The sequence below is a fragment of the Caballeronia sp. LjRoot31 genome, assembly GCF_964253885.1.
Lineage (GTDB): Bacteria > Pseudomonadota > Gammaproteobacteria > Burkholderiales > Burkholderiaceae > Caballeronia.
The window spans coordinates 450511-476763 of sequence record NZ_CAXURX020000002.1; the positions used below are offsets into that span (position 1 = coordinate 450511).

Consider the following 26253-nt stretch of genomic DNA (forward strand, 5'->3'; position numbering starts at 1 on the left):
GCTCGGACGTTCTCATCGCCCCGAGGACGTTTTCTTGCGCATCACCAGCACTGCACGCCGCCCGGTATGCACGATGTCTTCGCGCTGCTTCTCTTCAGGAGCTGGCCGCGTAGCGAGATCGAGCGCGTTGACAACCGATTCCAGCCGCGTGTCAGCGGCAACTTCAGCGTCGTCCACCTTCGCCCCGGCATCTGCGGCCAGCGCATGCCGCACGTCAACGGTACGGCACCGGACGTCAAAGCCGCTCGCGCGGATAAGCGTCTCGCGCGTCTTCCAGAAAACCTCGGCGGAGCGGGTCATCGGTCGCATGGCGACGTATTCAATAATCACGGGATAACCCCGCACCCGCGGGTAAGCCGAGAGTAACTGGCCCGAACGGATGTACTGCGTGTAACGATCGATTTTTTTCGTCAGCAGCGCAAAATGCGTTGCTTCGTCGTCCCAGTCGAGGTCGTCGAAAATGCCGACGTACACGCGCTTGAACAAAATGTTCACGCCGACGTAATCGATAGTGTCCACGTCGAGAAGAGACATGGTATTTCCCCAGCGCCCGATGCCGGGCAAAGATTGCAGGTGCCTATTGTAATGGACTGCGTCATCCTAAATAAGTACGCGGAGCATGATTGCAACAGTGTACGACCTTCAGGCCTGACGACTTCCAACAAGCTCCGAAATTGAGTGTTTTGGTACGCAGATCAAACTCCGATCTTGAAATAGGAGGATACCTAAAAAGAAGTGGGATTGATTGACAGGTCCCATCTCGAAAAACAAACTGGGTTCACTTTATTTAAATAGTTTGTGCGATTAGATCGGACAGCGCACGAGCGGAACCTTATTTGTCCGGCAGGAGTAACAACATGAAATCGAAGTCAACTAAAACCCTTTGGTCAGTCAAGTCCGCATTGATCGCGGCCGCATCGTCAATGGTAATGATAACGGCAGGCGCGTTTGCCACGACTATCGACGGCACCACGTCAGTGCGTGTTGGCGGGCGGGTACAGTCGGTGGACATGGTTACGCACCAAGTCACGGTCATCAACGCACAGGGCGGCACGGAAGCGTTCCAGGTCGGCAACAACGTGCCGAACCTCGACAAACTGAAAGCCGGCACGAACGTGGTAGGTTCGGCACAGCGCGCGGTCAGGCTGACAGTGCTTGATGCATCATCGTTGGCGGCCGTGCCTTCGCCGGACGGTAGCCGGGTCGTGGCCAGCGTGGCACGCGTCGACGGCGGGTTGATGACGCTCAAGGACACGCAAGGCGACGTACTGACGGTGCAGGCAAATTCGCCAGCGGCTGCCGCCACGGTTGTTCCGGGTACGCGTGTGCTGGTCGATCTCTCGAACCCGAATTCGCTGGGTTCAGGAAAAGCGCTTAACTGAAGCAGTCGGATTCCTCCGATAGCCGGCAATTCGTCGAAACTTCATCATGTGTACTTCGTTGGTGATTCAGATCCCCGCTGGATGACGAACGGCGAATCGCCCGGGTAAAACCGGTTGATTTCGAGCTTCTACGGAAGCGCGGTAACGCGGCAATCAAGGTACCTCCGCGACCACGCGTTATCGCTAAAAAATCCATTCGGCGCAAGCCGGATGGATTTTTTTTAAGCATTGCGCGTAGCCTGCCTCTTGTTTAAAGGGCGTTGCCCAACGATCACCCTTCCATCGAAAGTTATCCTGTCAGCTATGTGGACGATCCCCACAAGATCTCCCGCAACGACAACTTTGTCTCGGTCAACTCGACCATCGAAAAGGACCTCTACATGCTGCGCGCGGTGCTGAACGGCAGCGCCGATGAAGTCGTCGAACTGGCGAACACGTGCTTCAGGCAAGCACGCCGGGCGCGTTCGGCGTGCTCGCGATAAAGTAACCGGCGAACGCTTGGGCGCAAGCACGGTGCGCTTAAGGCATGTAATCCCGAGACGAGGGCTTTAATGAATAACGACGATGCAACCGGCACTGTGACCGTGATGCAGGCGCTGATGTCGCGCCGCTCCATTCGCGCGTTCCTGCCTGACGTGGTCGACGAAACCACCCTGCGCCAGATCTTTGATCACGCCCGGCGTGCGCCGTCGGGCAGCAATACCCAGCCGTGGAAGGTTTATGTGCTGACCGGCGAAGCGCGCGATGCGCTCTCACGAAAGATCCTTGCCGTGTACAACGATCCCGAGGCGGACAAGCTGCACGAGGAAGAATTCGCTTACTACCCGCGCAAGTGGACCTCGCCGTTTATCGACAGAAGGCGCGAACTCGGCTGGTCGTTGTACTCGCTGCTCGGAATAACGCGCGAGGATAAACCCCGCATGAAGGCCCAGCTTGGCCGCAATTTCGAATTCTTCGGCGCGCCGGTCGGCGTGATTTTCGTCACCGATCGCAGCATGGAGCAGGGTTCATGGCTCGACTACGGCATGTTCCTGCAGAGCGTCATGCTGATGGCGCGCGCATTCGGGCTGGATACTTGTCCTCAGGCCGCGTTCAACCGCTATCACCGGATCATCGCGGAACATCTGGCGCTGCCTGACAACGAGATCGTGGTGTGCGGCATGAGCATCGGTTACGCAGATCTGTCGCAACCTGAGAATGCGCTCGTCAGCAGACGAGAAGAGGTCGACGACTTCGTGCGGTTTTTGACGTAACGGCATGACCGGCATCGAAAAAAACAGGGGTTTTGTGATTTACTTCTTACGGATGTGCTACACGTTTTTACAAAGAGTTGGTTAAGATATCCACGCGTGTCCGATGGCTCGCGAACAAGGTCGTAAGTGTGGGAATATCTGGCACGTAGCGAAGCATGCAGGTCCAGCACGACAAACGCGGTGGACGCCAATGGCGCTGCCGCACCAAAAAAACCGCTTTTCGTGGAGAATCTCGTTATGTACCGAATCCGCATGGCTGCAATGGCTCTCGTCGTATCAGTATCAATTGCCGGGTTGACCGCCCCTGTCGCGATGGCGCAAACCGCCACCACCGACACGGGTGCTTCCACACCTAAGCAGGTGCAGAAGGCGCAACGCAAGGCTGCCCGCAAGGCCGCCCGCGCCAAGAAGAACGCCGAACTGAAGGATCTGGAAAAGAACGGCTACCAGCCAGGCGGTGACCAGACCAACTACCCGCAAAATATCCAGAATGCGGAGAAAAAGTCGGCGGCTGAGAAAGCCAAGGCAGCTTCTGCGCCCTGAACGCCAAGCTTTGGACGTACTGTGATCGCATGAAAATAACCCGCTGAAAGCGGGTTATTTTTTTCCAATGCGTCGAATTCGCGGCAATTCAATTCGTCCGCGCGGGGTTCCTGGCAAAGCGCAGATTCTTTTGCGGTTCCATGCAGTGGCTTGTCATGCTTGCCGATGTGTTCACGAAGTGCGAGCCTTGCGAATCCTTTATGGCATGCACGTTGCGAGCCTTTTGGCAGCGGCTACGCACCGGCAGATTTTTTGTTGAACCGGTAGAATCGGATGCCGCTTCGGGCCGGGCTTGTTGACGGACGGTCAGACGGTCAAACGTATCGACGTAGCGGGTCGCCGGTCTCAATCTCGGTTCAACCTACCGGCTTTATCTTCCACCAGGCGGTCTATGCGACGTTCCGCGTTTTTTATCCGCGTCATCGGTATCGGAATTCTGTTTCACGTATATATCGGCGTGCGCCTGATTCCGGTTGCACCCGTTGGCGCGCCGCTGCGATGGCTCGCAGTGCTCGCACTCGTAGCTTCCTGCTTGCTGATTCCGCTCGGCATGGCTGCGCGTAATATCAGTCAGCAACCGCTGTCCGATCGTCTGGCGTGGATCGGCCTGCTCACCATGGGGTTCTTCTCCTCACTGTTGGGGCTGACTTTTCTCCGCGATATCGTATTGCTGGTCTTGCACCTGATCAGCAGCGTGCAAAAGGATACGAGCGGCTGGCCTGGTTTCATCGCCTGGAGCGCGCTTGGCGTGCCGCTGCTCGCCGTGCTGGTGACCCTGTTCGGCATCTACAGCGCGCGGCGGCGTGCCGGGGTGAAGAACGTCGATGTGCCTATTGAGAACCTGGCTCCCGCGTTGAATGGCTTCACCATCGTGCAGATCAGCGATATCCACGTGGGCCCGACCATCAAGCGTCATTACGTCGAAAAGATTGTGGCTGCGGTCAATGCGTTGTCGCCAGACCTGATCGCCGTAACAGGCGACGTGGTCGATGGTTCGGTGCCGCATCTTGCCGCGCATACGCGGCCACTTTCCGACCTGAAGGCGCGGCATGGCGCGTTCCTGGTCACCGGCAATCACGAGTATTACGCCGGCGCGGACAAGTGGATTGCTGAATTCCGCCGCCTTGGGCTGAAGGTGCTGCTTAACGAACACGTGATTGTTGATCACGACGGTGCGCGTGCAGTCGTGGCCGGCGTGACCGACTACGGCGCGGGCAGTTTCGACCCGGCCCACAAAAGCGATCCGGCTAAAGCCATGTTCGGCGCACCAGCCGACATTGCGTTTCGTCTGCTGCTCGCCCATCAGCCTCGCAGCGCACCGGCGGCATCGAAGGCAGGGTTTACGCTGCAATTGTCCGGCCACACGCATGGCGGTCAGTTTCTGCCCTGGAATTTCTTCGTCCGGTTACAGCAGCCTTTCGTTGCCGGACTCGAAAAGCTCAACGACTTGTGGGTGTATACCAGCCGCGGCACGGGCTATTGGGGACCGCCAATACGCATTGGCGCCCCGTCCGAAATTACCCGTTTGCGTTTGGTGAACGTGAGTGGCGCGCGTCCTGCCTAAGTCCTGATTACCAGTCAGCTTCAAAGATTCAGGTTTTGCCCGGTGTCCTGAAAAGGACGCGGGTTTTGCATGGAATTCCTGTTGAATTGAAGTGATTGTGATAAAAATTAAAATTAATCCGATCTATTAAATGCTTCACCCGATTACTTGATAATCAGTAATTAATGCGGTTTCGTGGACAGAACTCCGGTGTGCGCGGTATAAATAGCGCTCGCAAATTAATGCGCTGGCGCTTCCAAATAGAATTAATCGTTCGATTCGGTGCGCGATTTAATTTTCCTTCGCCCGGAGAAACTGCATGACCGCAAAATGGACTGTGGCTTTATCGTTTGCCTTATTAACGGTGACAGCGCAGGTTGGCGCGCAAACCGATCAGCAACTTTCCAGTGCCGCAATTCAATCCGCGCTGAATGCCCCGCCAAAGCAGCTTCACGCGCAGATTGTCGGTATCGACGCGGGTGCCAGGACCTTGACGCTAAAAGGCGCGAAGGGCCGGGTGCTACCGGTGGCGGTCGGCAAGGAGGTGACGAACTTCGATGCCTTGAAGATTGGCGATCGTGTGGATGTGCAGGTCAGGGACGCGATGCTGATCAGGGCAACGAAAGCGTCAGCGAAGGGTGACGAATTGCGAAAACGTGTCGATACCGAGGTTTATGCGCCCGCATCCGGTTCTCAGGGTTTCGGCGCAGTCCACGAAACCGAGATTGTCGCAACAGTGCAGAGTGTCAATAGCAAGAATAAAACAATCACCCTGCGTGGCCCATGGCATACAGAGACGTTCGATTTAAGTTCTGAAATAGCCGCATATAAATTGAAGCCGGGCGACACCGTTCACGCCGTATTAATTTCAGCCACGGCAGTGGAGGTTACGCCCACGGCGAAATAATGTGTGGACGTGGTTGAAAATCCGCACTTCACCATTTAAATGCGGATCAAAACCGCGCCTGCCGTGACGAGTGCGCACGCCAGCACGCGCCGCGCGGTCAGCTTTTCTCGCATGAACAGCCAGCCGATCAGAACGGCGAAAATCGAACTAAGCTCGCGCAACGCTGAGACCATCGCAATGGGCAGATAGCGAAAGGCAATGATCACAATGGTGTACGCGACCATTGCGATCGCTCCGCCGCTTAAGGCTTGCAGCGAGCGTCGCGGGTCGTCGAGGAACAGGCGGCGTGGGCCGCCGTATCGATAAAAAGCCATCGCGGCGAGGGGCAGGTTGAAGAGGATATACGCCCACGCGATATATCCGAAGCCGCTACCGGCTACGCGCACGCCGATGCCGTCCACGATTGTGTAAGCGGAGATAAACGCGCCCGTCACGAGCGCGGCCGGCACACTTGCAGTGGCGAAACGGCGCTTGCGGAATGCCAGAGAAATGATACCGATCGACACGAGCGCGACGCCCGCCAGCGCGAGCGGCCGAAGATGTTCGCCCGCGAAGACGAACGCGCCAGCGAACACCAGCAGCGGCGAGAGGCCGCGCGCAATGGGATAAATTTGCCCGAAGTCACCCGCCTTGTAGGCCTTCGCCAACGCCACGCAATAACCGAGCTGCAAAGCCGCCGATGCCGCGATGTACGGCCAGCTTGCACGCGCCGGCGCGGGCACGAACAGCAACACGATCGCCGAACACACGAGGTAGGGGAAAGACATCATGCCGAACTGCCATACACGGTCGCCGCTGGTGTGCAGGAAGGCGTTCCAGGTGGCGTGCAGCAGCGCGGAGAACAGGACGAGCAAGACGATGAAAGGCTGCATCAGGACCGCGGGAAGGGTGCTGGCATGGTGCCGGCGTACGTGGCAATGAAAGGCGTTTGGTGGCGAAAAGTGGCAAACGGCGAAACGCCATTATGTCAGAGAACGCGCGCTGCCGCTGGCCGGACGAGCCGCCCTGTCATGACAGTACCGCTTGACCACCGCCTGCGCGCATTGCGTTCGACCGCGCGGCGCTTTTCTCACCTACCCGTAGCGATGCGAAACCCATGCGCATAGGTCTTGCAGCAGACTGATTACATCACAGCCGGTCAGTGCCTGATTTACCAGAAGCCGTTTGTTTCAATCGTTGCCTCAGTCTTTCAATGAAAATTCAGACAAGGGCCGTAGGGGCGCTTTCGCGTCTCACGCAACGGCTCCTCGCCAGGAAATTGATTCGATTTCGCTTCAGTCCGACAGGGTTTTCCTAATAAACCGCCGCCCATGTCTAGCGTGTTTCGACCGCTGACTCCGCTGCATGGCTGTTGCCGCGAATGTAGTGTTCCAATTGGTGGATCGTGAATTGTTGCTCGACGATCAGGTTCCTGACGAGATCGCCGATTGATACCATGCCGATCAGCAGGCCGCCGTCGATCACCGGAAGATGACGTATGCGGTTTTCAGTCATGATCGTCATGCATTCGTCTGTCGTTTGATTGAGACGAACGTATCGGATGGCTTTCGACATGACATCGCCCACGGGCGTCTCTTTTGACAACCGGTCATGCAGCACGATTTTCCGGGCATAGTCGCGCTCTGTCACGATGCCGGTGATGTGCTCTCCGGACGTGACCACGAGTGCGCCAATCTGTTTATGTGCCATCAGCTTGATGGCGTCGAAGACACTCGCCGACGCCTCGATCGTGTGAAAGGACTGATCTGTTTTTGAACTCAGCAATTGTGCGACTGTTGCCATCATGTGCCTCGATTAAGAAATAGGTTTGAGCTGTTACTCGTGTTGCGCGCATATCCGCGCTTTTCAGCCGACGTTGTCAGCCGAAGTCGAACAGGTCACCGAGAAGCGACTTCTTCTTTTTGTACGGATAACGCCGGTCGCGATACTCATCGTCGCCGTAACCGTGGCGGCGATCGCGGTCGTTGTAATGACGGCCTTCGTCATGCCGGCGCGCGACCGGGGTACTTGCCGCTGCCGCTTGCGCTTGCGGGACAGATTCGTCAGCGGCGCGCCCGATCAGTTTGTCGAGCTCACCACGATCCAGCCACACACCACGACACGTCGGGCAATAATCGACTTCGATTCCCTGGCGGTCCGCCATCAGCAGATCCGGCGTCTTGCACACTGGACATTTCATTACTTTGGCTCCTTCATCAAAACCCTAACGAAGCCTCAATGTATCGGATGAAAGCGTAATGTAAAATTCGTATTTTTGGCGTCAATACTTCGGGAAAACCGATGTATCCCGGCATCGCCATGGAGACGTGGATGAACTTCAAGCATTTGTATTATTTCTGGGCCGCGGCGCATGCGGGCGGCATTGCGCGTGCCGGCACGCAGTTGCACATCACGCCTCAGACGCTGAGTGGCCAGATCAAACTGCTTGAGGACGCGCTCAATAAAAAGCTCTTTAAAAAGAGCGGCCGCAACCTTGAACTGACCGATGCGGGCCGGCTTGCACTCGATTACGCCGATGAGATCTTCTCGCTCGGCGCCGAGCTGGAAAGCGCGGTCAGGCAGGAGAAGGAAGCCGCGCGGGCGCAACTGCGCGTGGGCGTGGCGGATTCGGTTCCGAAGACGGTGGCTTATCGACTACTCGAGCCGGCATTGAACCTGTCGGACTCACTGCGGCTGATCTGTCATGAAGGCAAGCTGCATGCGCTGCTTTCGCAATTAGCCGTGCATAAGCTGGACCTGATCATTGCCGACGCCCCCATCCCGCCCGATGTGAACGTCAAGGCGTTCAACCATTCGCTCGGCCGTTCGACGCTGAGTTGCTTCGCATCCAAATCCTTGGCGGCACGCGCCGCAAAGGCTTTCCCCGCATCGCTGAGCGACATGCCGGTGCTGTTGCCCGGCACTGAGTCAGCAGTCCGAAGGAAACTCGATCACTGGCTGAAGTTGCGCACGATCTCGCCGCGCATTGTAGGAGAGTTCGACGACAGCGCGCTGACGCTCGCGTTTGGCCGCGAGGGAAGGGGTGTGCTGTTTGCACCGACGGTGCTGGCGGCACAACTTAAACGAGAGCACGGCTTGATTGCGGTTGGACACATCGAAACAATTGTTGAAGAGTTCTTCGCCATCTCCATTGAACGGCGGATCAGCCATCCCGCCATATCGTCGATCATGAGCGCGGCGCGCAGCAAGCTGTTCAATGCGTAGGTCGTGCCCGAGTCGCATGGGCGCGTCCTCCGCCGACGGGCACTCTGTGAATAAATCTCTTACATTACATTTAACTTTCTACTATAACTGTCGTACGTGTTGCGGACTGCCATGTCGCGTACCACGTCTCGGCCCGCCAGGTTTGCCTGCGGGCCTTTTTTTATCGCGCGGAACAATCGGGAAAATACTTTCATATTTCTTTCAGTATTAACCCGATCTGGTAAAAACCCTGTCAATTCTTTCATTGTACTTACTTGATATATTACATATTGTGTATTCCATCGCCATCGAAACGAAGGACAGGCGATGACGGAGACGTCCATTCGGCGTCCCGAATACAAGGCAGCGAATGCCAAGGAGACAGTGATGGAAATGAATCGCCAGGAAGGTGCGTCGCGGCTGGCGTCGCCATGGATGCAGCTCGTGTTTGGCGTGATCTGCATGGCCATGATCGCGAATATGCAGTACGGCTGGACCTTGTTTGTGAATCCAATCGATGAAAAGCATCAGTGGGGTCGAGCGGCAATCCAAGTAGCGTTCACGATCTTCGTGGTGACGGAAACCTGGCTGGTTCCTATCGAAGGTTATCTCGTCGACAAGTACGGTCCGCGTCCGGTTGTCGTCGCCGGTGGGCTGCTTTGTGCGATCGCCTGGGCGCTCAACTCGGTGGCTTCCTCGTTGCCGTTGCTGTATTTCGCGGCGGCCGTGGGCGGCGTTGGCGCGGGGGCCGTGTATGGCACGTGCGTTGGCAATGCGCTGAAATGGTTCCCTACTCGCCGTGGTCTGGCAGCCGGTATCACCGCCGCCGGCTTCGGTGCGGGATCGGCCGCAACCGTCGTGCCGATCGCGCACATGATCAAGAGCAGCGGCTACGAAGCCACCTTCCTGTGGTTCGGCCTCGGTCAGGGACTGGTGGTGTTCCTGCTCGGGATGGCGCTGTATGCGCCGCCCGCAAGCCTGCTTGCATCGGTCAAGAGTGCCTTGAAGAGCGATGTTTATAACGCGACGCCGAGGCAGGTCGTAAGCTCTCCGATCTTTTGGGTGATGTACCTGATGTTCGTGATGATGGCGGCCGGCGGCTTGATGGCGACCGCACAGCTTGGTCCGATTGCGAAGGACTTCGGCCTGCATGACTCGCCTGTCTCGCTGCTTGGCCTGACGTTGCCCGCGCTTACATTTGCGCTGACGATCGACCGCGTTCTCAACGGCTTGACGCGGCCTTTCTTCGGCTGGATCTCGGATCGCATCGGCCGCGAGAACACGATGTTCATGGCGTTTGCGATTGAGGCGGTCGGTATTTTGCTGCTGTCGAAATATGGACAGAGTCCGGTGGCGTTCGTCGTACTGACGGGTATTGTCTTCTTCGCCTGGGGTGAAATCTACAGCCTCTTTCCCGCGACTTGCGGCGATACGTTCGGGCCAAAATTTGCAGCCACCAATGCCGGCCTGCTCTACACGGCGAAGGGGACGGCGGCCTTGCTCGTGCCGTTCAGCAGCGTGATTACGGCCGCGACCGGCAGTTGGCACGCTGTCTTCATGCTGGCTTCGGGAATGGCTGCGGCGTCGGCGCTGCTGGCGCTCTTTGTGCTCAAGCCAATGCGGCAGGCTCACAAGGAGAAGCATGCATCCACCATAGCCGGCATGCCGTTTGGTTCGGCCTTGAAGGAGTGATCATGCTATGCGGCGAAGCTCATGTGTTCTCCAGCTTCGCTCGTTTGTAATGAAAGAATGGCCGGTGTTCATCCGGCCGTCCTACTATTTCCTGCCCACCAGATAGCAGACGCCTTCGGGACCGTAACGCTCACTATGCGTTTCGTTTGCCCTCAAATGGAACACGTCGCCTGGTCGATAACGCGTGTCTTTATTGTCGATGCTCAGCGTCAATTCACCTTCAAGAATCAGCGCCTTGGCTTCGAACGCATGCGCGTGGTCGTCAAGAGACGCGCCGGCTTCGCGCTCCACCAGCACGGTGGTCTGAAAACCCCCGCGCGCGAGCATTTCGATGAAATCGTCGCGTTCCATGATCGTTCCCCTTCTAGCGGGTCTTGGGTCACCTACTAATATAAGTTGAAACGACGCGGTGCAGACGAGGATGCTTAGCGCCGCGTTGTGCGGCGAACGTGGTCCTCCGAGCCCCTGGTATGTGAGCGAATTTGAAATTCGCGTAAAATATGAGGATGTACTCATATTTTACGCGTTACCTTCTGTCACGCGTGCCTACAATGATGGAAGCCACTATGCCAAGTCTCGATTTGAACCCTGAACATACCGCGCTTATCTCGATCGATCTGCAAACCAGCAATCTCGCGCGTCAGCTCGCGCCGCATTCCGCCGCCGACGTGCTCGGCAAGACCGTTCAACTTGCCAATGCATTGCGTGCGAAGGGCGGCACGATCGTCTGGGTGCGCGTGGATGTAACGGCATTGCTGAGCCTTCCCGCCGACGCGCCGCTGACGCGTCCGCCGGGTTCGCCGGGTTCGCCGCCGCCGCCCGCGAATGCATCGGAGTTGTCGCCGGATCTGGGCGTGCAGAGCGGTGACGTCGTCGTGACCAAGCGTCAATGGGGCGCGTTTTATGGCACGGATCTTGAACAGCAACTGCGCCGCAAGGGTATTCGAACGATCATCATGAGCGGCATCGCGACGAATTTCGGCGTGGAGTCGACGGCGCGCGCCGCGTTTGATCGCGGTTATGAACTGGTGTTCGCGGAGGACGCCATGACGTCGCTGACAGCCGATGCACACACGTTTGTGACGCGGGAAATTTTCACGCGCATGGGGCGCGTGCGGTCGACGGATGAGGTGGTGACGGGGCTGCAGGAGGGGTAAAAGTGGCCAGTTGTAGAGTTCTGTGTCCAACACCAATTATGACGATGGCGGTCGATATACTTGCCTCCCTATGTTGCCGGTCGAGCGCACTGGTAACGAGAAAGCACGTGCCAAGACACGAGGAACTTTGATGAAAACGATCAGGCGGTCACACCTTGCGAGAATTTTGTCCGATGTCTGGTGTGACGTGGTTCGCGACAGTTACAGCAAAGGCCGATTGAACTCGGAGGGCAGTCTTCAGGCAGCGTTTGTTTCGCTTTTGGATGAACGCTTGCGTGCCCCCGACGAACCTGAACGCCAAATCTTTATTGAACCCGCGGTCAGGCTGACAAGTAAGACGCCGGAGATGCCGGGCACGTTGATTCGCCCGGATATCGTCATTTTCAATTCGCTTGAAGCCGTGTGCTTCATCGAGTTGAAATATATGCCGCGGGCTTTGCCCGACACCGTAAAAGATATGAATAGCCTGTCTGCCATTGCGGGCGACGCAAGCGTTACGGTGACGAACGATCGCTATCGCGGCCCGGAACTGAAGACAAAAGTGTTCGGTGTATCCAGGAGCGCGTTGTTTGTCTGGGCGGGGATCCATAAGGGAAGTGCGGTGCAGCTTGCGGCTTGGGACGACCCTCGGTTCGAGCCGCACGGATTCCTGCAAATGAACGCGGTGACGCAAGCGGAGCAGGAGCCTGATTGCAAGTTCTTCACCGACGCATACAAGCGACAGCGCAACGTCGACCCGGTTGAATGATAGTTATTGGAGGCGACGCATTGCATCGCCCCCAATCAAACTCAGCTCTCCAGCCGCGAACCTTTCGCCAACGCCATCGCTTCAAGATCACGCGTCGATCCTTTCGCCGGCCGCCCGGCCCAGTACCCTGCCAGCAAGGATCCCGACAAGTTGTGCCAAACCGAAAACAGCGCACCCGGGAGCGCTGCGATCGGCGTGAAATACAGCTTGCCCAGCGTGGCAGCGAGTCCCGAGTTTTGCATGCCGACTTCGATTGCCAGCGTGCGGCACACGGCTTCATCGAAACCCAGCAGACGTCCGCCCCAATATCCGCCAAGTAAGCCGATACCGTTATGCAGGATCACGCCCAACATCACCAGCAAGCCGACCGACGCAATACTTTTCTGCGTCCCTGCAACCACGGCCGAGATAATCAGCAGGATTGCGATCATCGAAATGATCGGCAACGCAGGCTCGATTGCGCGCACGGTCTTGTTGAACAACTGATTGATGATCAGCCCCGCCACGATAGGCAATGCGACGATCTGGAGAATGCTCATGAGCATGCCGTGGACATCGACGGCAATAGACGCGTCCACGTAAAGGCGCGTCAGCAGCGGTGTGGCGAACACGCCGACCAGCGTGGACAGGGCACTGATGGTAACTGACAGCGCCACGTCGCCGCGCGCGAGATAGATCATCACATTCGACGCCGTGCCGCTGGCAACGCTGCCGACCAGCACCATGCCTGCGGTCAGGTCGGGCGGCATGCGCAGCAATTTGGCGATGCCCCAAGCCGCGAGCGGCATCACCAGATAATGCAGGCCGATCCCCGCTATAACCGGCGCCGGCCGGGTAAAAACGCGCCGGAAGTCGGCGAACGAAAGCGTTACGCCCATCGCGAACATGATGATGGTGAGTAGCGTGGTGACGTGCGGCGCAATGCCTGTGAACGTTGCCGGCGAAAAGTACGCGACGACCGAAATGAGAGCGGCCCAAAGAGGGAACAAGCGGGTGACGCGCGAAAGCATGGAGAGACGATCCTGGCTGATTGATAGGGGCGTCGCCCGGAGCGCTGGGTGCATCGGGCGCGGGCGATCAGTCACGAAGCAACGAAACGAAAAGAAGGGTGTTCCAGGCTTGACCGACGGTGCTATCGATAAATGCGGCCGGTGACGCAAGCCGTCACGGGTCTTTGTGGGACCGGCGGGCGGCGAATATGCGTCGACGTGAATTGTAACGTTTCGTCGGAAGAAACCCGCTGGAGCGGATTTCCCGCTTACCTCAGGCGCGCGACCGTCCCCGCGTCGGGCTCTCCGCCGAAATAGGTATTCAGCGCCAGTTCGAACGGCATCTTGTCGGAGGCGGCGTGGGCGAAGAGGGTCATCGACGAATGGAATTTCAGGTCGTCGGGGTAACCGAAAATCTGCTCCACCGAGCGCCCGTCGAGCGCATTCACGATTTGCGTGAGAATCAGCAGCCGCTCGCCGAGCACGGGATGAGCGAGGTAGGCCCGCGCCTCGTCCACCGATGAAATCGCGTAGCGGCGCGCCATTTCGCTATGACCCAATCCCTGGATCTGCGGAAACACGAACCACATCCAGTGCGTGCGTTTCTTGCCGGCCTCGAGCTCGGCCGTCACCGTCTGGAACAGCGGATCCTGCGCATCGATAAAACGCTGCAAGTCAAAAGGATCTGGATCGGTCATGCGAGCCTCCGGGGTCTTCCTGGGATATTGCCGCAAACCACGTTCCCGGCGTTTTTCGTGGCTAGACGACCACGCGGCCTCAGATCTAATCCCGGTCATCTGCGAACGATATTCCGCTTTCTGATATCTTCACGGCCATGCAAAACATCATCGAAATTTCGAATCTGTCGAAGAGCTATGCCTCCGGCTTCAAGGCGCTGAAAAACGTCACGCTGAATATCCGCCGTGGCGAAATCTTCGCATTGCTGGGGCCGAACGGCGCCGGTAAAACTACCCTGATCAGCATTGTGTGCGGCATCGTGAACGCCACGGAAGGCACGATCCGGGTCAACGGTCACGGCATTATCTCCGACTACCGCGCCTCCCGCGCGATGATCGGCCTCGTGCCGCAGGAGTTGACCACTGACGCCTTCGAGTCCGTCTGGGCGACCGTTTCATTCAGCCGCGGCCTGTTCGGCAAGCCGCCGAATCCGGCGCACATAGAAAAGGTGCTGAAGTCGCTGTCGCTCTGGGACAAGAAGGACAACAAGCTGGTCACGTTGTCTGGCGGCATGAAACGCCGGGTGCTGATTGCCAAGGCGCTCTCGCACGAACCGGAAATCCTGTTCCTGGACGAGCCGACCGCAGGCGTTGACGTCGAACTGCGCCGCGATATGTGGAATCTCGTGCGCGGCCTGAAGGCGAGCGGCGTGACGATCATCCTGACGACGCACTACATTGACGAAGCCGAGGAAATGGCTGACCGGATTGGTGTGATCAACGGCGGCGAGATCATCTTGGTCGAGGAAAAAGCCGAACTGATGCGCAAGCTCGGCCAGAAGAAACTCGCGCTGCAACTGGAAGACGAGATCGAGCACATTCCCGCCGGCCTGAGTGATTACCGGCTCCACCTGTCCGCAGACGGGAGTGAGTTGACCTACACCTACGACGCGCAGGATGAACCGGGCCGCATCATTGCGCTGCTGAAAGACCTCGCCGATAACGGCGTCAAGTTCAAGGACCTGCAAACGACGCAAAGCTCGCTGGAAGATATTTTCGTGAGCCTGGTCGGAGAGAAAAAATGAATATTCATGCAGTCCGCGCAATCTATCTATTCGAAATGGCGCGCACCTGGCGCACCATCATGGGCAGCATCATCTCGCCGGTGATTTCCACCTCGCTCTATTTCGTCGTGTTCGGCGCCGCGATCGGTTCACGCATTCCCGAAGTGAACGGCGTGAGTTACGGCGCGTTCATCGTGCCGGGGCTCGTCATGTTGTCGTTGCTCACGCAGAGCGTGTCCAACGCGTCGTTCGGCATCTATTTCCCCAGGTTTACGGGGACTATCTACGAACTGCTGTCGGCGCCGGTTTCGTATATGGAGATCGTGCTGAGCTACGTTGGCGCGGCCGCCACCAAGTCGATCATCCTTGGCCTCATCATTCTTGCGACCGCGCGGCTGTTCGTGCCGTTGCACGTCGATCACCCGTTCTGGATGATCGTATTCCTGCTGCTGACGGCGGTGACGTTCAGCTTGCTGGGATTCATCATTGGCATCTGGGCGGACGGGTTCGAGAAGCTGCAGGTGATTCCGCTGCTGATCATCACGCCGCTGACTTTCCTGGGCGGGAGTTTTTATTCCATCGATATCCTGCCGCCGTTCTGGAAAGCCGTCGCGTTGTTCAATCCGGTGGTGTACCTGATCAGCGGGTTTCGCTGGAGTTTCTACGGCACCGCCGATGTCGGCGTCGAGATCAGCCTTATCATGACGCTGGTGTTCCTCGCGGTGTTTATCGGCGTGGTCGCATGGATCTTCAAGACGGGTTACAGGCTGAAATCATAGGGAGCGTGGCTGATGCGTGACGTGCTGATCGAACGGTTCGGGCTCCAGCCGCACCCTGAGGGCGGGTATTTTCGCGAGACATTTCGCGGCGCGGACAGGGTAGCGCGCGAGCTCACGCGTGATGTTGCGCCCGGCGAGACGCGCTCCGCATCGACGGCGATCTACTACATGCTTTGCGATGGCGCGCATTCGGTGTGGCATCGAATCCGCTCGGACGAGGTGTGGCACTTTTATGCAGGAGAGCCAATCAACGTTCATGTCATCGATACCGCGGGGCAGTTGCTCACGCATCGCCTGGGTAACGCGCTGACGCATGACGACGCTGTATTCCAGGCGGTCGTTCCGGCGGGGCAGTGGTTTGCGGCGGAGTTATGTGACCCGACGGCGTTCGCGCTGGTGGGCTGCACGGTAGCGCCGGGTTTCGAGTTCAGCGAGTTCGAACTTGCCGATATAACCGCTTTGACAAAAGCGTATCCGCAGCACGAGGCCGTGATCGGAAGGTTGGGTCCGGCGGTAGGGGCGAAGCGCTGAGCGCATGCCGGTGCATGCCACACACTGCATACAACCCATACTTGGGAACAACGTAAAAGCAGAACAAAAAAAGCGGCGCGCTCATTTCTGAGGCGCCGCTTTTTCATGTTTCTATTATAGATTGGCCCTGACTGCGTCGCGGACGGCATCCATCATGCCGCCGTGATTCAGCGGTATGTCGAGTGAATCACCATAGACGTCCTGATCCGCTTGTGCACGTGCTTCCTGCGATTCGCGGCGTACCGGCGATTCGTAAGCTGTGTCACCTGAACGAATAGTGTCTCTGGCTTCGACGCGCTGCGCTTGATAACTCTTCACGATGAACTCCTTGCAGTGATGGAGCGGCGGGAGACTGCGATCCTACGGAACTGCCATGACAGATTTACGACTCTTGACGCTTTTCGGTGCACGACTGTAACGGTGGCGGACCGCTTGCCTCTGGCCGTGTTGCGCACCCTGCAATGAAAGCGCGGCTCTACAGTTTAATGGCGTTGCGTTATGGGATTCGTACTTCTGGCTTATGAAACGATGGCTGCACTATCAGCGTGCAGCCGCGACTTTGGGCTTGAAACTTGCGAATGACGCAAGCGTTTGCGGGAGGCAGGAACACGCCGGAGCGGTCGATAAACGTGTCAGGCAGACAGTACGAACCAGCCCGGTACTGCATTTATCCGCGTGTGTATTACCGTCGAGGGAAACAGTTAAAGCTGTTTCTCAGAACCGGCGTGTCCGGTGCACGTGTTTCACATAGCGAAAAGCACAACCGCATGATGCAGCCGTGCTTTCGTGCCATTTAACCGGGCTCCGTGACGCGTTCAGGCGTGCTGGTCCTGCAAATCGGCGTCGCTGGTCTCGTCCTGTGGCATGGAAGCCGCAAGAATCATCGCCGATGCGTTCTGTGGTTTCGGGTCGCGCTGTGACGGCCGGTACACCGAATCGCCTCGATGAATGAGTGCGCCGGTCAGTGCGCAGGCGCCGTCAGACGTGGCCGTGGTCACGCGCCATCCCTGGTAGCCATAGTGGCAGGTTGCCGCGTCGGACCAGTAGACGATCGCCGTCGCGCTGCTCGGCCGCTCGATCACGCGCACCACAGCCTCGGGGAACGGCCGTGGCGATTGCGGCGATGCCGACACAACGCGCGGATGATCACGCTCCCACGCTCGCGTGAGCCGCTCTAGAAACGGGTGCGCGGCCTTTTGCTGCGGGGCAGGTGCTGCCGCGCGGTTGTGGGTCGCTGTCAATGAGCGGACCGTTTGCAGCCACGGGTCCGCGCTTCTCGCTAACGCTGTCATGGTTCGTTCCTGGCATGGTTCAGGGTCGAACTTACGCAATCAGCCTGCCCGGATAAATACCCTTAAGGTGAATACACTGTCTTGTTAGCGCGAATAATCGCAACAACGCTTTATGCAATAAGGCTTTGCCCGATATCGCTATGCGGCAGAAACGCTGTGTGCGCTTCATTGAACGTTTTAATGGGTTCGATAGTGGGGCCATTTAGCGAGAGCCTCGCGTGCGGAGCGATTCTGTTTTGTATGGATTACGTAAGGTGTCAAGTTTCGCCGCATTCCGTGGAATGCGACTTGCGTAGGCCATACTAGCTGTGTACTTACAACGTTGAACGAGGTGTTCGTGAAGAAAAGTCATATTACTGTTGCAGTACTGTTTGCAAGCTTGGGCCTGACAGCTACGGCGTTTGCCCAAAGCGGCCCCGGCGGCCCGGGTAATCAAGATCGACCGCAAGAGCGTCCGGGTAGCCCCGCTATGCAAGGCCACAACGGCGGCGGTTATCAGAACCAAAGTCAAAACCACGGCCCACAAGGTGGCCCTGGTGCCCAGAACCACAACAACGGCCGTCCGCCCGTGCCCATGCATGCTGACAATGGCCCGGGACGCGCCGGTCCTGGCGGTCCGCGTGCAGAAGGCCCGCGTGATTGGCACAGCGGGGACCGCTTGCCGAGCGACTATCGTGATCGCCAATATGTGGTCGACGATTATCGCGGTTATGGATTGCGTCAGCCCCCGCGCGGTTACCACTGGGTGGGCGTGAACGGCGATTACGTGCTTGCCGCGATCGCGACCGGCGTGATAGCGCAGATCGTGCTGAGCAACGGGCACTAAGCGCTTACTCGCGGTCTTACTTGCGCCCCGCTGCCGTAGCGGACGTATCCGCGAGTCAAATTAACAAGGCCGGTCCAAACTCGCGTTTTGGACCGGCCTTGTTTCATGCACGCGGCGTGAGCTCTCCACCGCCACCGTTGCGCTACATCCTGGCGGTATCGGTGATCGCTTTCACCACGCGCGCCAGCGACTTCAACGCTACGTCAGGCGATTCTTCAAATTGCGCACCGACTATGGCGCCATCCACCGCCATGGCCAATGCACGCGCGTCGGCCTTCGCCATTCTCGACGATGCCGGCAAGAGCGTCCTGATAACCGCGGCCATGTCCAGCTTGTGACGCCGTGAAATATCGACCGCTTCGGGCAGGGTCCCGCCCACTTCCACCACCGCGTTGATGAACGCACAGCCGCGATACACATCGCTCTCGAACCATTCCGCCAGCGCCGGCACCAGCGCATCCGCATCTGCGCCGTGACGCTTCACGGCGTCTTCGAACCAGGTCATCCAGTTGCGATGCCTATACTCCAGGAACGCAACGATCAGATCGTTTTTCGCCGGATAGTAGCGATAAAACGTCTTCTTCGCGACGCCCGATTCCGCGATCACACGGTCGATTCCGGTCGCGCGAATGCCATCCCGATAGAACAGCGCGTGGGCCGTGACAAGAATGCGCTCTGCCGGTGACAGCTCGGCCAAAGGCTCTGTATTTGATGAATGATTGTTCATGGCGAGTCATTGTAGACAGGTCTGTCTCCTTGCGCTAGAGTGAAGGTGTAGACAGACCTGTCTACTGCCAGATCATGCTGTCGACCGACAACACAATCGACGTTACATCATTCGCCGATCAATTCTCCACGATCAAAAGGAAACGCCATGGAAAGCAAACCGCCGTTCCCGCCATTCGATGCCGACACCGCCCGGCAAAAGGTCCGTCTCGCGGAAGACGGCTGGAATTCCCGCGACCCGAAGCGGGTTGCTCTCGCCTATAGCGAAGACACACGCTGGCGCAACCGCGCAGAGTTTGTGGCGGGACGTGCTGAAGTGGAGGCGTTCCTGGCGCGCAAATGGGCGCGTGAACTGGACTATCGGTTGATCAAGGAATTGTGGGCGTTCACCGGATCACGGATTGCGGTGCGCTTTGCTTACGAATGGCACGATGATTCCAAAAACTGGTTCCGGAGCTACGGCAATGAGAACTGGGAGTTCAACGAAGCGGGCTTGATGACGCATCGGCACGCGTGTATCAACGACTTGCCGATCAAGGAGTCCGAGCGCAAATATCACTGGCCGCTCGGCCGCCGTCCCGACGACCATCCTGGCTTGAGCGACCTGGGCTTCTGATTGAAGCTCGGCCGGCAGTCTCTTCGATCATCGATTGCATCGACTGACTGCCGGCATATTAGCGGCCTCGCCGCCGGTAAAAGGCCCACCATCCCGCCAGCACGGTGAAGGTCGCAACGATCGCCACCATCAGCCAGAACCCGTGTTTGTTGTCGGCCAGCGGCACTCCGCCAACATTCATGCCGAAAATCCCCGCGACTATGTTGATCGGCAGCGCCAGCACGGTGACCAGCGTCAACGTGAAAAGCGTGCGGTTGCTTTGCTCGTCCGTGCGTGCGGCGATCTCTTCCTGCAGCAGCTTGATGCGTTCTACCAGCCCTGCCAGATCGCCCAGCACCAGCGAAAATTCCTCGGTGGCATCGCGAAGATCCTGAAGGTCGAGCGTTTGCAGCCAGCGCGGCGGCCGTGCCAGCAGCCGGAAAATCGATCCCGGTTCAGGCGCGAGCAAACGCTGCAACCTGACGAGCACGCGTCGCGACGCGCCGAGTTCGGAGCGGGTAGCGGGGGACCGCATGGAAAGAAACCGGTCTTCTATCTGGTCGATGTCAATGCTCGTGCGCCGGACGATTTGTACCAGCAGATCGGCCTGGTCGCGCAACAGATGAATGAGCAGTTCGGCCGTCGACCGGAAGACCTCGCCGTTGCGTACCGATTCCCGCAGTGTATCGATGGAACGCAGCGGTTTCAGCCGCGCGGTGATGAGCAGCTTTTCGCGCGTGTAGACCCATAACGTTGCGATTTCGGAGGGTGTTACGTCGAAGTTGAACATCACGTCGTTGATGACGGCGAGCAGCGCGCCCTCCTGATGTTCTATCCGCGTGGAATGCGAGCCGTCGCGCAGGTTCTCGAAGAAGGCGTCCGGCAGCTCGAGCTGCGTGCGCATCCAGCGTTCGCTTGCGCTGTTCGCGAGGTCGAAGTGCAGCCAGACGAAGTCGTTCGAAGCGCGTTCGGCGCTGGATTGCGCCAGCCACTCGAGCGCCCCGGCGGAGTCGATGGCCACGCCCGCCGCGTCCGGGGCGAAACGAAAGCCGCACACGATGCCGGAGAAATCGGAGGCGTAGGGTAGGGCGGTAGTCATGGTGAGTCGGTCATCAGCAACGGTAATTGGAAGGGACTGCGGATTTCGATTGTCCCTGCCGTGCAATTCGAATCAAGCAACGTCCGCCTCGATTTGCGTTATTGTTGGTCAAATGCCGCGTGACACAGAAAGTACTTATGGTTGTCACGCCCTATGGGTAGACTCGCGCGGTGCAAGAGGGCCGTCGGGCGCAGCCCGACCCTTTACGCTTCATCGGGGAAACACAAATGGAAGATCGCGTCGAGCAGGACGAACCTACGCAAACCACGGCAGACGGACTGACGCGGCTCGCGACGAGCATCGTCGAATTGCTGGGCGAGCAGGCCATCGACAGCCGTCTGGGAGCCAAATTGCTCAAGCGGCTGGAAAAGGAAGCGAAGCTGGTGGAGGAATCGGGGCCGCAGCCGCTGAACAAGGCTCAAAAACGCAGTTTGCGCGACGCGCTGGACGGTCTCGAACACGCAGTGCGTCAGGTCGATGCAAACCTGTTGGTATCGGCGAACGCAAAACTACGCTCCACCGACGAATCTTCCAGCAAAAAGGCCAAAACAAAATCCTGAAGCCGGGCCGGCCGTCGCCCTGCGAAGCGGGTGCGGCGCCGGTTTTAAGCGCATCCGGCTTTATCGGACAAGCGATCTGGCGGTTTTTTCATCACGTCGACACAAACCGCTTGCAGCAAACGAGCAAGTTGGCGCGGAAAATGCTGCGTTTGCTGCACATGCATAAATCTGAGCGGTCATGGTTTCAGTCTCTTCTACCCCAAGCTGCGTGTTATGGACCGACCGGAACGTCGACGCCGACGCAGGCCGTTGGCGCATTCTGGTTGTCGACGATAACGCCGCCAGCGCCGAGGGCCTCGCTGCGGCGTTGAGCGCGGATGGTTGTGACGCGCGGTATGTGTTGAGCGGCGTTGACGCGCTGCAGGCTATTGACGGCTGGGTGCCGCACATTGTGGTGCTCGACATCAGCATGCCGGAGCACGACGGTTTTGCGACCGCGCGCGTGCTGCGCCGGATTTCCCCCACCCGGAACGCCGGGATCATTGCCTTTACGGCGCTCGGCGAGGATTACGTGCGCTCGAAAGGCCTCCACGCAGGGTTCGACGGCTATTGCCAGAAGGGCAACGCGCCCGGTGTCCTGGTCAGCCTGATCAGCCGGCTGGTCCAGGTTCACTGAACATTCCCTGAGAATTCAGTGGGGCGATGAGCGTCCGATTTGAATTTTTTTGATTTCGTCGGGTCAGGCCCTCTAAAAATCCTGCTTACCGCGACTTCCGGGTGAGCCTTTTACAGGCTCGCCCGCAGCGATTTTCCCCGATTTGGACGTCCTCCCATTATTGGTTTATCCCGAAAAGTGTATTGAACTTTATGGGGATAAAAAGCCGATAGTAGGGGTATACACTGCATTTCATTGACGAAGCAGCTACCGAAATAAGTTTGACCGCTGCGACGCCTTCTGAATCAGTCGAAGTCCAACGTATATCGGAGCTCAGCATGAAAAAGAATCTTCTCGCATCGTTACTCGTCGCCGTTACGGCTTCTATCGCTGTTCCGGCGTTTGCCAGCGGCTACGGCCCGGCACCTTCGTATCGTCCGTCGGTGGGTGCTCCGGCTTCGCAACAAGGCATGAACTTGCAAACCATCGCTGCGCAAAACAACGCTGATGCGAACGGCTACGGTGGCGCACGCACCTCGGTGTCGCAATCGGGCTCGAGCCGCGATCGTACGAACAACGCGCAACCTGTTTTCTCCGGTCAATAATCTCCGGGCTCCTACGTGCACGGCCGGCGCTACTCGCGCCGCCGTGATCGCGCCAAGCCCGATGGCCATGTAGTACAGAAACGCACAAACGCCCGCTGAACGAAAGTTCTGCGGGCGTTTGTGTTTGTGCGTGAAGAACGACCGTTTCAGGTGCCTGTCATTTTGAGCGCATCGCGCATCACCGCCGCCAGTTCTCCCGCGGCAAACTTGGCCACATAAGCGTTCGCGCCTACTTTGCGCACATGCTCCTCGTTCGCCGACCCCGACAGCGACGAGTGGATCACGACCGGAATGGCCTGCATGCCGGCGTTTGCCTTGATACGGCGTGTCAGCGTGAATCCGTCCATTTCCGGCATTTCGAGGTCGGTCAGGACGAGCGCGATTTCGTCGGCGGCGCAACGGCCATGCTTTTCCGCCTTGCTCTGCAAGTCTTCCAGCACGTTCCACGCTTCCTGGCCGCTCTTGGTCATGATGAACGACACACCCATCGCAGTCAGGCTTTGTTCGATCAGGCTGCGCGCGACGCCGGAATCGTCGGCGGCGAGCACTTTGGTACCCGGTTTCAGGACCAGCCGGCCAGTGCTTGATTCATTGATCTCCACTTCCGTCGACGGCAGCACGTCGCGCAGAATCTGTTCGACATCGAGTACTTGCGCGAGTCGCGAGCCGTCCACGTTGCCGTCGAGGCGCGCGAAGCTGGTCACCGTCCGTCCGCCCGAATGCGATTCCGCAGACAAAACCTGATTCCATTCCAGCCGCACGATGTCATCGACTTCCTCCACGGCAAAACCTTGCGTCGTGCGTGCGAATTCGGTGACCAGCAGGATCTTGAGACCGTTCTTCGGCTGGCAGCCCGTGACCTGCGCCAGATCGATCACGGGGATGATCTGGCCGCGGATATCGGCTACGCCAAGAATCTCCGGGTTTGCGCCGGCGACCACGGTGATCGGCGGCATGGCGAGGATCTCGCGCACCTTGAACACGTTGATGCCATATAGCTCGCGTTGTTCGGAGTCCGGCGCTTCGCCCAGGCGAAACAGGAGCAGTTCGAACATGTTGTTGCCGGCGAGCCGAACCCGCTGTTCGATATCGTGTTGTGAACTGCTCAAGGTGGTTCTCCTGATTGATTTATGCCGGGCTTCTAATTAGCCGGTTCTTGATTAGCGGCGCAGAGGGGGGAAACTGAAGCACTTTTCGGCGTGTTGTCGCGGGAACGTTTCATGCAGGTCGAGTCGCGCGCGAGGCAGTATCGGGATAGACCCTTGGACGCATAAAAAGCAGTGTTTTCCAGCGTTCACGCGGCAGGTGTCTGGCCTATACTTTTTGAATGGGCTGGGTAATCTGGATGTAAGGCGCTGGATGTACGGCGAATGATTCAACGCGGTGGCTGGGGAGTGTCAGCCGACGTGCCGCGCTCTAAACGCCGGCTATCCAACCATGTGGAACGCCCGCTATCCGGCGGGCGGCGCGCGGTTCAACGGAGGCGTTCGATGGCAACAGTCGCACAAGTTCTTAATTCGAAATCAGATCACACCATCTTCACGATCGCCGATACGGCATCGGTCTACGAGGCAATTGCGATGATGGCGGAGAAGCACATTGGCGCGTTGATCGTGACCCACGGTGAAGCGATCGTCGGCATCATGACCGAGCGTGACTATGCCCGCAAAGTGGTGCTGATGGATCGTGTCTCGCGACAAACTCCCGTGCGCGAGATCATGACCTCGCAAGTGCGTTTCGTGCGTCCCGACCAGACCACGGACGACTGCATGGCCTTGATGACCGAGCGCCGCATGCGGCATTTGCCGGTGATCGATGGCGAAAAGCTGGTGGGCATGATTTCAATCGGCGATCTGGTGGCGAATATTATCTCCGAGCAGCAACTCACGATTCATCAGCTCGAAGGGTATATACGAGGCGAGCACATGTAGCTTGCCCGGGAGGATGCAGCGCGGCGTGAAGACGCCGCGCTGTGTTTTATTTGTTGCCGCTGCGTGGGTATCGTGCTCATGCAGTTCGTGTCATCTCGCGTAGGCCGCCTCCTTCCTTACGTCAAGACTCCCTGCGGCGGTTTCGTTCAGCTAATTGTGTTGTAAGCAAGTTGTGAAAATTGTCAGGTGCTGCGCATAGGCCTGATGTTGACGCGTCCAATCCACCGCCGGGTTTTTCCTGGCCCTGAGCTGAAAGGTGTAGCGCCGTTCATAACGTTGCCTGAACTTTCCACGTCACCTTAGGTTATCGGTTCCACTGGCCATGCGCCGCGTGTCATTGCCGCGGGTGCGCCGTTAACTTGGCCTCACGCTGCGGGGCGCGGCAGGCCGGATCAGCGACGCGGACAACGTGATCAGTTTCGCATTCAGGCGCATCACGGTCACGCATCCCTCTAAACGTCAACGGCCTGTGAAAGTTGCGACCGATGGCAAGATAAACTGGATCACCATGCCGCTCGAATTTCGCGTCGCCCCGGAGTCGCTATTCCTGCTCAAGCCCGAGGCCCGCGTGGCCAATGTCAATCGCTCATGACCCTGCTGCTCCAGATTTCAGATCCGCACTTTGGCACCGAACAACCGCCGGTCGTGGCGGCGTTGCTGCGTCTTGTCAATACGTTGCAGCCCGATCTCGTTATCATGTCCGGCGACATTACTCAACGTGCCAGGCGTGCGCAATTCAGTGCTGCGCGGGCGTTCATCGAACCGTTCGGTGCAACGCCTTTTGTTGTCGTGCCGGGCAATCATGACATTCCGCTGTTCAACATATTCGCGCGCGTTGCACACCCCTATGCCAATTATCAGCGCGTGTTTGGAGACGATCTCGAACCTGTCTTCGAATCGGCGGAACTGTTGGTAATTGGCGTGAATACTACGCGGGCGTATCGTCGTAAGGATGGCGAAGTATCGGCTCAGCAAGTGGAGCGCGTGGTCCGCCGGCTCGAACATGCGACGGCACGGCAACTGCGGGTTGTCGTTACACATCAGCCTGTTGTGGCTGCGCGTGCCAAAGACATCAGGAACCTGTTGCACGGCCGCGAACATGCGATTGAACGCTGGTCGCAAGCGGGCGTGGATCTGATCCTGGGCGGTCATATCCATCTTCCGTATGTGGTGCCGCTGCATGTTGCGAACAAGGACTTGCCGCATCCGATGTGGGCCGTGCAAGCGGGAACCTCGTTGTCTTCGCGCGTGCGCGGGAACGTGCCCAATTCGGTGAACGTGATTGACTACGATGCGTCGCATACGGGCGCACGCCGTGCGATTGTTGCGCGCTGGGATTTCAATCAGGCGAGCGCATCGTTTGAACCCATCATGCAGCACGAACTCGACCTGGATAGCGAGTCGCTCAAGACTCCATTAACCACGCTTTTATGAAACAGATCGAAGTGCGGTACACCGGCTTGTTTGAGGCAGCGCACGTGGCCGGTGAACATGCACTGATGTTGTTCGTGGCGTTTCCCGTTCGTGCAATTGTCGTGGTATGGGGTGCAGGGTAGCTTGTACAACGCTACAGCTT

Annotated in this window: 33 protein-coding genes; 21 read left to right on the plus strand and 12 right to left on the minus strand. The window is 58.1% G+C overall.

The genetic code is table 11. From position 1 onward, the window contains the following. Positions 1-12 precede the first annotated feature (12 nt). The gene (locus ACSQ8V_RS20385) at positions 13-534 is read right to left on the minus strand and encodes a DUF6572 domain-containing protein (protein ID WP_436183416.1); all 522 of its coding nucleotides are present in this window, start codon (positions 532-534) and stop codon (positions 13-15) included. Positions 535-857: 323 nt separating this feature from the next. On the opposite strand from ACSQ8V_RS20385, the gene ACSQ8V_RS20390 reads away from it, so the two are divergent. The 6 genes from ACSQ8V_RS20390 (at position 858) to ACSQ8V_RS20415 (ending at position 5628) form a co-directional block, all read left to right on the plus strand. Further along, the gene (locus ACSQ8V_RS20390; protein WP_436206944.1) at positions 858-1382 is read left to right on the plus strand and encodes a hypothetical protein; all 525 of its coding nucleotides are present in this window, start codon (positions 858-860) and stop codon (positions 1380-1382) included. Positions 1383-1642: 260 nt separating this feature from the next. Then, positions 1643-1864 (plus strand): acetyl-CoA hydrolase/transferase C-terminal domain-containing protein, encoded by a 222-nt coding sequence (locus tag ACSQ8V_RS20395; RefSeq protein WP_436206945.1) that lies wholly within the window; start codon positions 1643-1645, stop codon positions 1862-1864. A gap of 69 nt (positions 1865-1933) precedes the next feature. Beyond that, positions 1934-2635: a nitroreductase gene (locus ACSQ8V_RS20400; protein ID WP_436206946.1), complete on the plus strand. Its 702-nt coding sequence runs from the start codon at positions 1934-1936 to the stop codon at positions 2633-2635. A 180-nt stretch (positions 2636-2815) separates the two neighbouring features. Further along, the gene (locus tag ACSQ8V_RS20405) at positions 2816-3178 is read left to right on the plus strand and encodes a DUF4148 domain-containing protein (RefSeq protein ID WP_436206947.1); all 363 of its coding nucleotides are present in this window, start codon (positions 2816-2818) and stop codon (positions 3176-3178) included. A 391-nt stretch (positions 3179-3569) separates the two neighbouring features. Next, a complete protein-coding gene (locus ACSQ8V_RS20410; protein WP_213767995.1) occupies positions 3570-4742 on the plus strand; it encodes a metallophosphoesterase in 1173 nt (390 codons plus the stop codon). 298 nt (positions 4743-5040) lie between these two features. Then, positions 5041-5628, plus strand: a complete 588-nt coding sequence (locus tag ACSQ8V_RS20415) for a hypothetical protein (protein WP_213767997.1) — start codon at positions 5041-5043, stop codon at positions 5626-5628. A 35-nt stretch (positions 5629-5663) separates the two neighbouring features. Here ACSQ8V_RS20415 and ACSQ8V_RS20420 read toward each other — a convergent pair whose 3' ends face one another. The 3 genes from ACSQ8V_RS20420 to ACSQ8V_RS20430 all read right to left on the minus strand — a co-directional run bounded on the left by ACSQ8V_RS20420 (position 5664) and on the right by ACSQ8V_RS20430 (position 7807). Further along, positions 5664-6500, minus strand: coding sequence for a DMT family transporter (locus tag ACSQ8V_RS20420; protein WP_213767998.1), 837 nt, complete (start codon positions 6498-6500; stop codon positions 5664-5666). Positions 6501-6942: 442 nt separating this feature from the next. Next, a complete protein-coding gene (locus ACSQ8V_RS20425; protein ID WP_436184904.1) occupies positions 6943-7410 on the minus strand; it encodes a CBS domain-containing protein in 468 nt (155 codons plus the stop codon). Between the two features lie 76 nt (positions 7411-7486). Beyond that, entirely contained in the window at positions 7487-7807 is a 321-nt protein-coding gene (locus ACSQ8V_RS20430; protein ID WP_436206948.1) for a zf-TFIIB domain-containing protein, read from the minus strand. Between the two features lie 131 nt (positions 7808-7938). Between ACSQ8V_RS20430 and nhaR the strand changes: the two genes are divergently transcribed. Next, positions 7939-8832: a transcriptional activator NhaR gene (gene nhaR / locus ACSQ8V_RS20435; RefSeq protein ID WP_436206949.1), complete on the plus strand. Its 894-nt coding sequence runs from the start codon at positions 7939-7941 to the stop codon at positions 8830-8832. A gap of 366 nt (positions 8833-9198) precedes the next feature. Continuing rightward, positions 9199-10503 carry an oxalate/formate MFS antiporter gene (gene oxlT / locus ACSQ8V_RS20440; protein ID WP_436207973.1) on the plus strand — a complete coding sequence of 435 codons (1305 nt, stop codon included), beginning with the start codon at positions 9199-9201 and terminating at the stop codon, positions 10501-10503. An 84-nt stretch (positions 10504-10587) separates the two neighbouring features. Here oxlT and ACSQ8V_RS20445 read toward each other — a convergent pair whose 3' ends face one another. Then, positions 10588-10854, minus strand: coding sequence for a cupin domain-containing protein (locus ACSQ8V_RS20445; protein WP_213768001.1), 267 nt, complete (start codon positions 10852-10854; stop codon positions 10588-10590). Positions 10855-11069: 215 nt separating this feature from the next. On the opposite strand from ACSQ8V_RS20445, the gene ACSQ8V_RS20450 reads away from it, so the two are divergent. Together ACSQ8V_RS20450 and ACSQ8V_RS20455 are read left to right on the plus strand one after the other, a co-directional pair. Then, positions 11070-11660 (plus strand): isochorismatase family protein, encoded by a 591-nt coding sequence (locus tag ACSQ8V_RS20450; RefSeq protein ID WP_436206950.1) that lies wholly within the window; start codon positions 11070-11072, stop codon positions 11658-11660. Positions 11661-11682: 22 nt separating this feature from the next. Next, positions 11683-12408, plus strand: coding sequence for a hypothetical protein (locus ACSQ8V_RS20455; protein WP_436206951.1), 726 nt, complete (start codon positions 11683-11685; stop codon positions 12406-12408). Between the two features lie 41 nt (positions 12409-12449). Here the strand turns inward: ACSQ8V_RS20455 and panS are convergent, their stop codons facing one another. Then, the gene (gene panS, locus ACSQ8V_RS20460) at positions 12450-13418 is read right to left on the minus strand and encodes a ketopantoate/pantoate/pantothenate transporter PanS (RefSeq protein ID WP_436206952.1); all 969 of its coding nucleotides are present in this window, start codon (positions 13416-13418) and stop codon (positions 12450-12452) included. A 248-nt stretch (positions 13419-13666) separates the two neighbouring features. Beyond that, the gene (locus ACSQ8V_RS20465; protein WP_436206953.1) at positions 13667-14095 is read right to left on the minus strand and encodes a DUF1810 domain-containing protein; all 429 of its coding nucleotides are present in this window, start codon (positions 14093-14095) and stop codon (positions 13667-13669) included. A 137-nt stretch (positions 14096-14232) separates the two neighbouring features. Between ACSQ8V_RS20465 and ACSQ8V_RS20470 the strand changes: the two genes are divergently transcribed. From ACSQ8V_RS20470 to ACSQ8V_RS20480, 3 genes are read left to right on the plus strand one after another with little or no spacing between them, the layout of a single operon-like run. After that, positions 14233-15159, plus strand: coding sequence for an ABC transporter ATP-binding protein (locus ACSQ8V_RS20470; protein WP_213768005.1), 927 nt, complete (start codon positions 14233-14235; stop codon positions 15157-15159). Beyond that, positions 15156-15917, plus strand: a complete 762-nt coding sequence (locus ACSQ8V_RS20475) for an ABC transporter permease (protein WP_213768006.1) — start codon at positions 15156-15158, stop codon at positions 15915-15917. Before ACSQ8V_RS20470 ends, ACSQ8V_RS20475 begins: the two co-directional genes overlap by 4 nt. 12 nt (positions 15918-15929) lie before the next feature. Continuing rightward, complete coding sequence (locus ACSQ8V_RS20480) at positions 15930-16448, plus strand: cupin domain-containing protein (protein ID WP_436206954.1); 519 nt, start codon at positions 15930-15932, stop codon at positions 16446-16448. A gap of 114 nt (positions 16449-16562) precedes the next feature. Here the strand turns inward: ACSQ8V_RS20480 and ACSQ8V_RS20485 are convergent, their stop codons facing one another. Both ACSQ8V_RS20485 and ACSQ8V_RS20490 read right to left on the minus strand, forming a co-directional pair. Continuing rightward, complete coding sequence (locus tag ACSQ8V_RS20485; RefSeq protein ID WP_213768008.1) at positions 16563-16766, minus strand: hypothetical protein; 204 nt, start codon at positions 16764-16766, stop codon at positions 16563-16565. 497 nt (positions 16767-17263) lie between these two features. Further along, positions 17264-17740 (minus strand): DUF3331 domain-containing protein, encoded by a 477-nt coding sequence (locus ACSQ8V_RS20490; RefSeq protein WP_436183424.1) that lies wholly within the window; start codon positions 17738-17740, stop codon positions 17264-17266. Positions 17741-18077: 337 nt separating this feature from the next. Here ACSQ8V_RS20490 and ACSQ8V_RS20495 point away from each other — a divergent pair, with 337 nt between their 5' ends. Next, on the plus strand, positions 18078-18566 hold the full coding sequence (locus ACSQ8V_RS20495; RefSeq protein WP_436206955.1) for an RcnB family protein: 489 nt from the start codon (positions 18078-18080) through the stop codon (positions 18564-18566). Between the two features lie 142 nt (positions 18567-18708). On the opposite strand, the gene ACSQ8V_RS20500 is transcribed toward ACSQ8V_RS20495, so the two are convergent. Next, entirely contained in the window at positions 18709-19293 is a 585-nt protein-coding gene (locus ACSQ8V_RS20500; RefSeq protein WP_436206956.1) for a TetR/AcrR family transcriptional regulator, read from the minus strand. Between the two features lie 147 nt (positions 19294-19440). Between ACSQ8V_RS20500 and ACSQ8V_RS20505 the strand changes: the two genes are divergently transcribed. After that, a complete protein-coding gene (locus ACSQ8V_RS20505; RefSeq protein ID WP_436206957.1) occupies positions 19441-19908 on the plus strand; it encodes a DUF1348 family protein in 468 nt (155 codons plus the stop codon). Positions 19909-19966: 58 nt separating this feature from the next. Here ACSQ8V_RS20505 and ACSQ8V_RS20510 read toward each other — a convergent pair whose 3' ends face one another. Further along, positions 19967-20986 carry a transporter gene (locus tag ACSQ8V_RS20510; RefSeq protein WP_436183427.1) on the minus strand — a complete coding sequence of 340 codons (1020 nt, stop codon included), beginning with the start codon at positions 20984-20986 and terminating at the stop codon, positions 19967-19969. 227 nt (positions 20987-21213) lie between these two features. Between ACSQ8V_RS20510 and ACSQ8V_RS20515 the strand changes: the two genes are divergently transcribed. From ACSQ8V_RS20515 to ACSQ8V_RS20525, 3 genes are all read left to right on the plus strand, one after another. After that, positions 21214-21546 (plus strand): hypothetical protein, encoded by a 333-nt coding sequence (locus ACSQ8V_RS20515; RefSeq protein WP_213768014.1) that lies wholly within the window; start codon positions 21214-21216, stop codon positions 21544-21546. A gap of 178 nt (positions 21547-21724) precedes the next feature. Next, positions 21725-22162 (plus strand): response regulator, encoded by a 438-nt coding sequence (locus ACSQ8V_RS20520; protein WP_213768015.1) that lies wholly within the window; start codon positions 21725-21727, stop codon positions 22160-22162. Positions 22163-22479: 317 nt separating this feature from the next. Beyond that, positions 22480-22746 carry a hypothetical protein gene (locus tag ACSQ8V_RS20525; RefSeq protein WP_213768016.1) on the plus strand — a complete coding sequence of 89 codons (267 nt, stop codon included), beginning with the start codon at positions 22480-22482 and terminating at the stop codon, positions 22744-22746. Positions 22747-22892: 146 nt separating this feature from the next. Here the strand turns inward: ACSQ8V_RS20525 and ACSQ8V_RS20530 are convergent, their stop codons facing one another. Continuing rightward, on the minus strand, positions 22893-23855 hold the full coding sequence (locus ACSQ8V_RS20530) for a chemotaxis protein (protein ID WP_213768017.1): 963 nt from the start codon (positions 23853-23855) through the stop codon (positions 22893-22895). 381 nt (positions 23856-24236) lie between these two features. Here ACSQ8V_RS20530 and ACSQ8V_RS20535 point away from each other — a divergent pair, with 381 nt between their 5' ends. From ACSQ8V_RS20535 to ACSQ8V_RS20545, 3 genes are all read left to right on the plus strand, one after another. Then, complete coding sequence (locus tag ACSQ8V_RS20535) at positions 24237-24677, plus strand: CBS domain-containing protein (protein ID WP_213768018.1); 441 nt, start codon at positions 24237-24239, stop codon at positions 24675-24677. A 588-nt stretch (positions 24678-25265) separates the two neighbouring features. After that, positions 25266-26111, plus strand: coding sequence for a metallophosphoesterase family protein (locus tag ACSQ8V_RS20540; RefSeq protein WP_436206958.1), 846 nt, complete (start codon positions 25266-25268; stop codon positions 26109-26111). Beyond that, positions 26108-26233, plus strand: a complete 126-nt coding sequence (locus tag ACSQ8V_RS20545) for a hypothetical protein (protein ID WP_436206959.1) — start codon at positions 26108-26110, stop codon at positions 26231-26233. The genes ACSQ8V_RS20540 and ACSQ8V_RS20545 overlap by 4 nt, the downstream gene beginning before the upstream one ends. Positions 26234-26253: the final 20 nt, after the last annotated feature.

Bases quoted from the DNA above. Each gene is read 5' to 3' on its own strand.
- ACSQ8V_RS20385 (WP_436183416.1), bottom strand. From the start codon at position 534: ATGTCTCTTCTCGACGTGGACACTATCGATTACGTCGGCGTGAACATT.
- ACSQ8V_RS20390 (WP_436206944.1), top strand. From the start codon at position 858: ATGAAATCGAAGTCAACTAAAACCCTTTGGTCAGTCAAGTCCGCATTG.
- ACSQ8V_RS20400 (WP_436206946.1), top strand. From the start codon at position 1,934: ATGAATAACGACGATGCAACCGGCACTGTGACCGTGATGCAGGCGCTG.
- ACSQ8V_RS20410 (WP_213767995.1), top strand. From the start codon at position 3,570: ATGCGACGTTCCGCGTTTTTTATCCGCGTCATCGGTATCGGAATTCTG.
- ACSQ8V_RS20415 (WP_213767997.1), top strand. From the start codon at position 5,041: ATGACCGCAAAATGGACTGTGGCTTTATCGTTTGCCTTATTAACGGTG.
- ACSQ8V_RS20420 (WP_213767998.1), bottom strand. From the start codon at position 6,500: ATGCAGCCTTTCATCGTCTTGCTCGTCCTGTTCTCCGCGCTGCTGCAC.
- ACSQ8V_RS20425 (WP_436184904.1), bottom strand. From the start codon at position 7,410: ATGGCAACAGTCGCACAATTGCTGAGTTCAAAAACAGATCAGTCCTTT.
- ACSQ8V_RS20430 (WP_436206948.1), bottom strand. From the start codon at position 7,807: ATGAAATGTCCAGTGTGCAAGACGCCGGATCTGCTGATGGCGGACCGC.
- nhaR (WP_436206949.1), top strand. From the start codon at position 7,939: ATGAACTTCAAGCATTTGTATTATTTCTGGGCCGCGGCGCATGCGGGC.
- oxlT (WP_436207973.1), top strand. From the start codon at position 9,199: ATGGAAATGAATCGCCAGGAAGGTGCGTCGCGGCTGGCGTCGCCATGG.
- ACSQ8V_RS20445 (WP_213768001.1), bottom strand. From the start codon at position 10,854: ATGGAACGCGACGATTTCATCGAAATGCTCGCGCGCGGGGGTTTTCAG.
- ACSQ8V_RS20450 (WP_436206950.1), top strand. From the start codon at position 11,070: ATGCCAAGTCTCGATTTGAACCCTGAACATACCGCGCTTATCTCGATC.
- panS (WP_436206952.1), bottom strand. From the start codon at position 13,418: ATGCTTTCGCGCGTCACCCGCTTGTTCCCTCTTTGGGCCGCTCTCATT.
- ACSQ8V_RS20465 (WP_436206953.1), bottom strand. From the start codon at position 14,095: ATGACCGATCCAGATCCTTTTGACTTGCAGCGTTTTATCGATGCGCAG.
- ACSQ8V_RS20470 (WP_213768005.1), top strand. From the start codon at position 14,233: ATGCAAAACATCATCGAAATTTCGAATCTGTCGAAGAGCTATGCCTCC.
- ACSQ8V_RS20475 (WP_213768006.1), top strand. From the start codon at position 15,156: ATGAATATTCATGCAGTCCGCGCAATCTATCTATTCGAAATGGCGCGC.
- ACSQ8V_RS20480 (WP_436206954.1), top strand. From the start codon at position 15,930: ATGCGTGACGTGCTGATCGAACGGTTCGGGCTCCAGCCGCACCCTGAG.
- ACSQ8V_RS20490 (WP_436183424.1), bottom strand. From the start codon at position 17,740: ATGACAGCGTTAGCGAGAAGCGCGGACCCGTGGCTGCAAACGGTCCGC.
- ACSQ8V_RS20500 (WP_436206956.1), bottom strand. From the start codon at position 19,293: ATGAACAATCATTCATCAAATACAGAGCCTTTGGCCGAGCTGTCACCG.
- ACSQ8V_RS20505 (WP_436206957.1), top strand. From the start codon at position 19,441: ATGGAAAGCAAACCGCCGTTCCCGCCATTCGATGCCGACACCGCCCGG.
- ACSQ8V_RS20510 (WP_436183427.1), bottom strand. From the start codon at position 20,986: ATGACTACCGCCCTACCCTACGCCTCCGATTTCTCCGGCATCGTGTGC.
- ACSQ8V_RS20515 (WP_213768014.1), top strand. From the start codon at position 21,214: ATGGAAGATCGCGTCGAGCAGGACGAACCTACGCAAACCACGGCAGAC.
- ACSQ8V_RS20520 (WP_213768015.1), top strand. From the start codon at position 21,725: ATGGTTTCAGTCTCTTCTACCCCAAGCTGCGTGTTATGGACCGACCGG.
- ACSQ8V_RS20525 (WP_213768016.1), top strand. From the start codon at position 22,480: ATGAAAAAGAATCTTCTCGCATCGTTACTCGTCGCCGTTACGGCTTCT.
- ACSQ8V_RS20535 (WP_213768018.1), top strand. From the start codon at position 24,237: ATGGCAACAGTCGCACAAGTTCTTAATTCGAAATCAGATCACACCATC.
- ACSQ8V_RS20540 (WP_436206958.1), top strand. From the start codon at position 25,266: ATGACCCTGCTGCTCCAGATTTCAGATCCGCACTTTGGCACCGAACAA.
- ACSQ8V_RS20545 (WP_436206959.1), top strand. From the start codon at position 26,108: ATGAAACAGATCGAAGTGCGGTACACCGGCTTGTTTGAGGCAGCGCAC.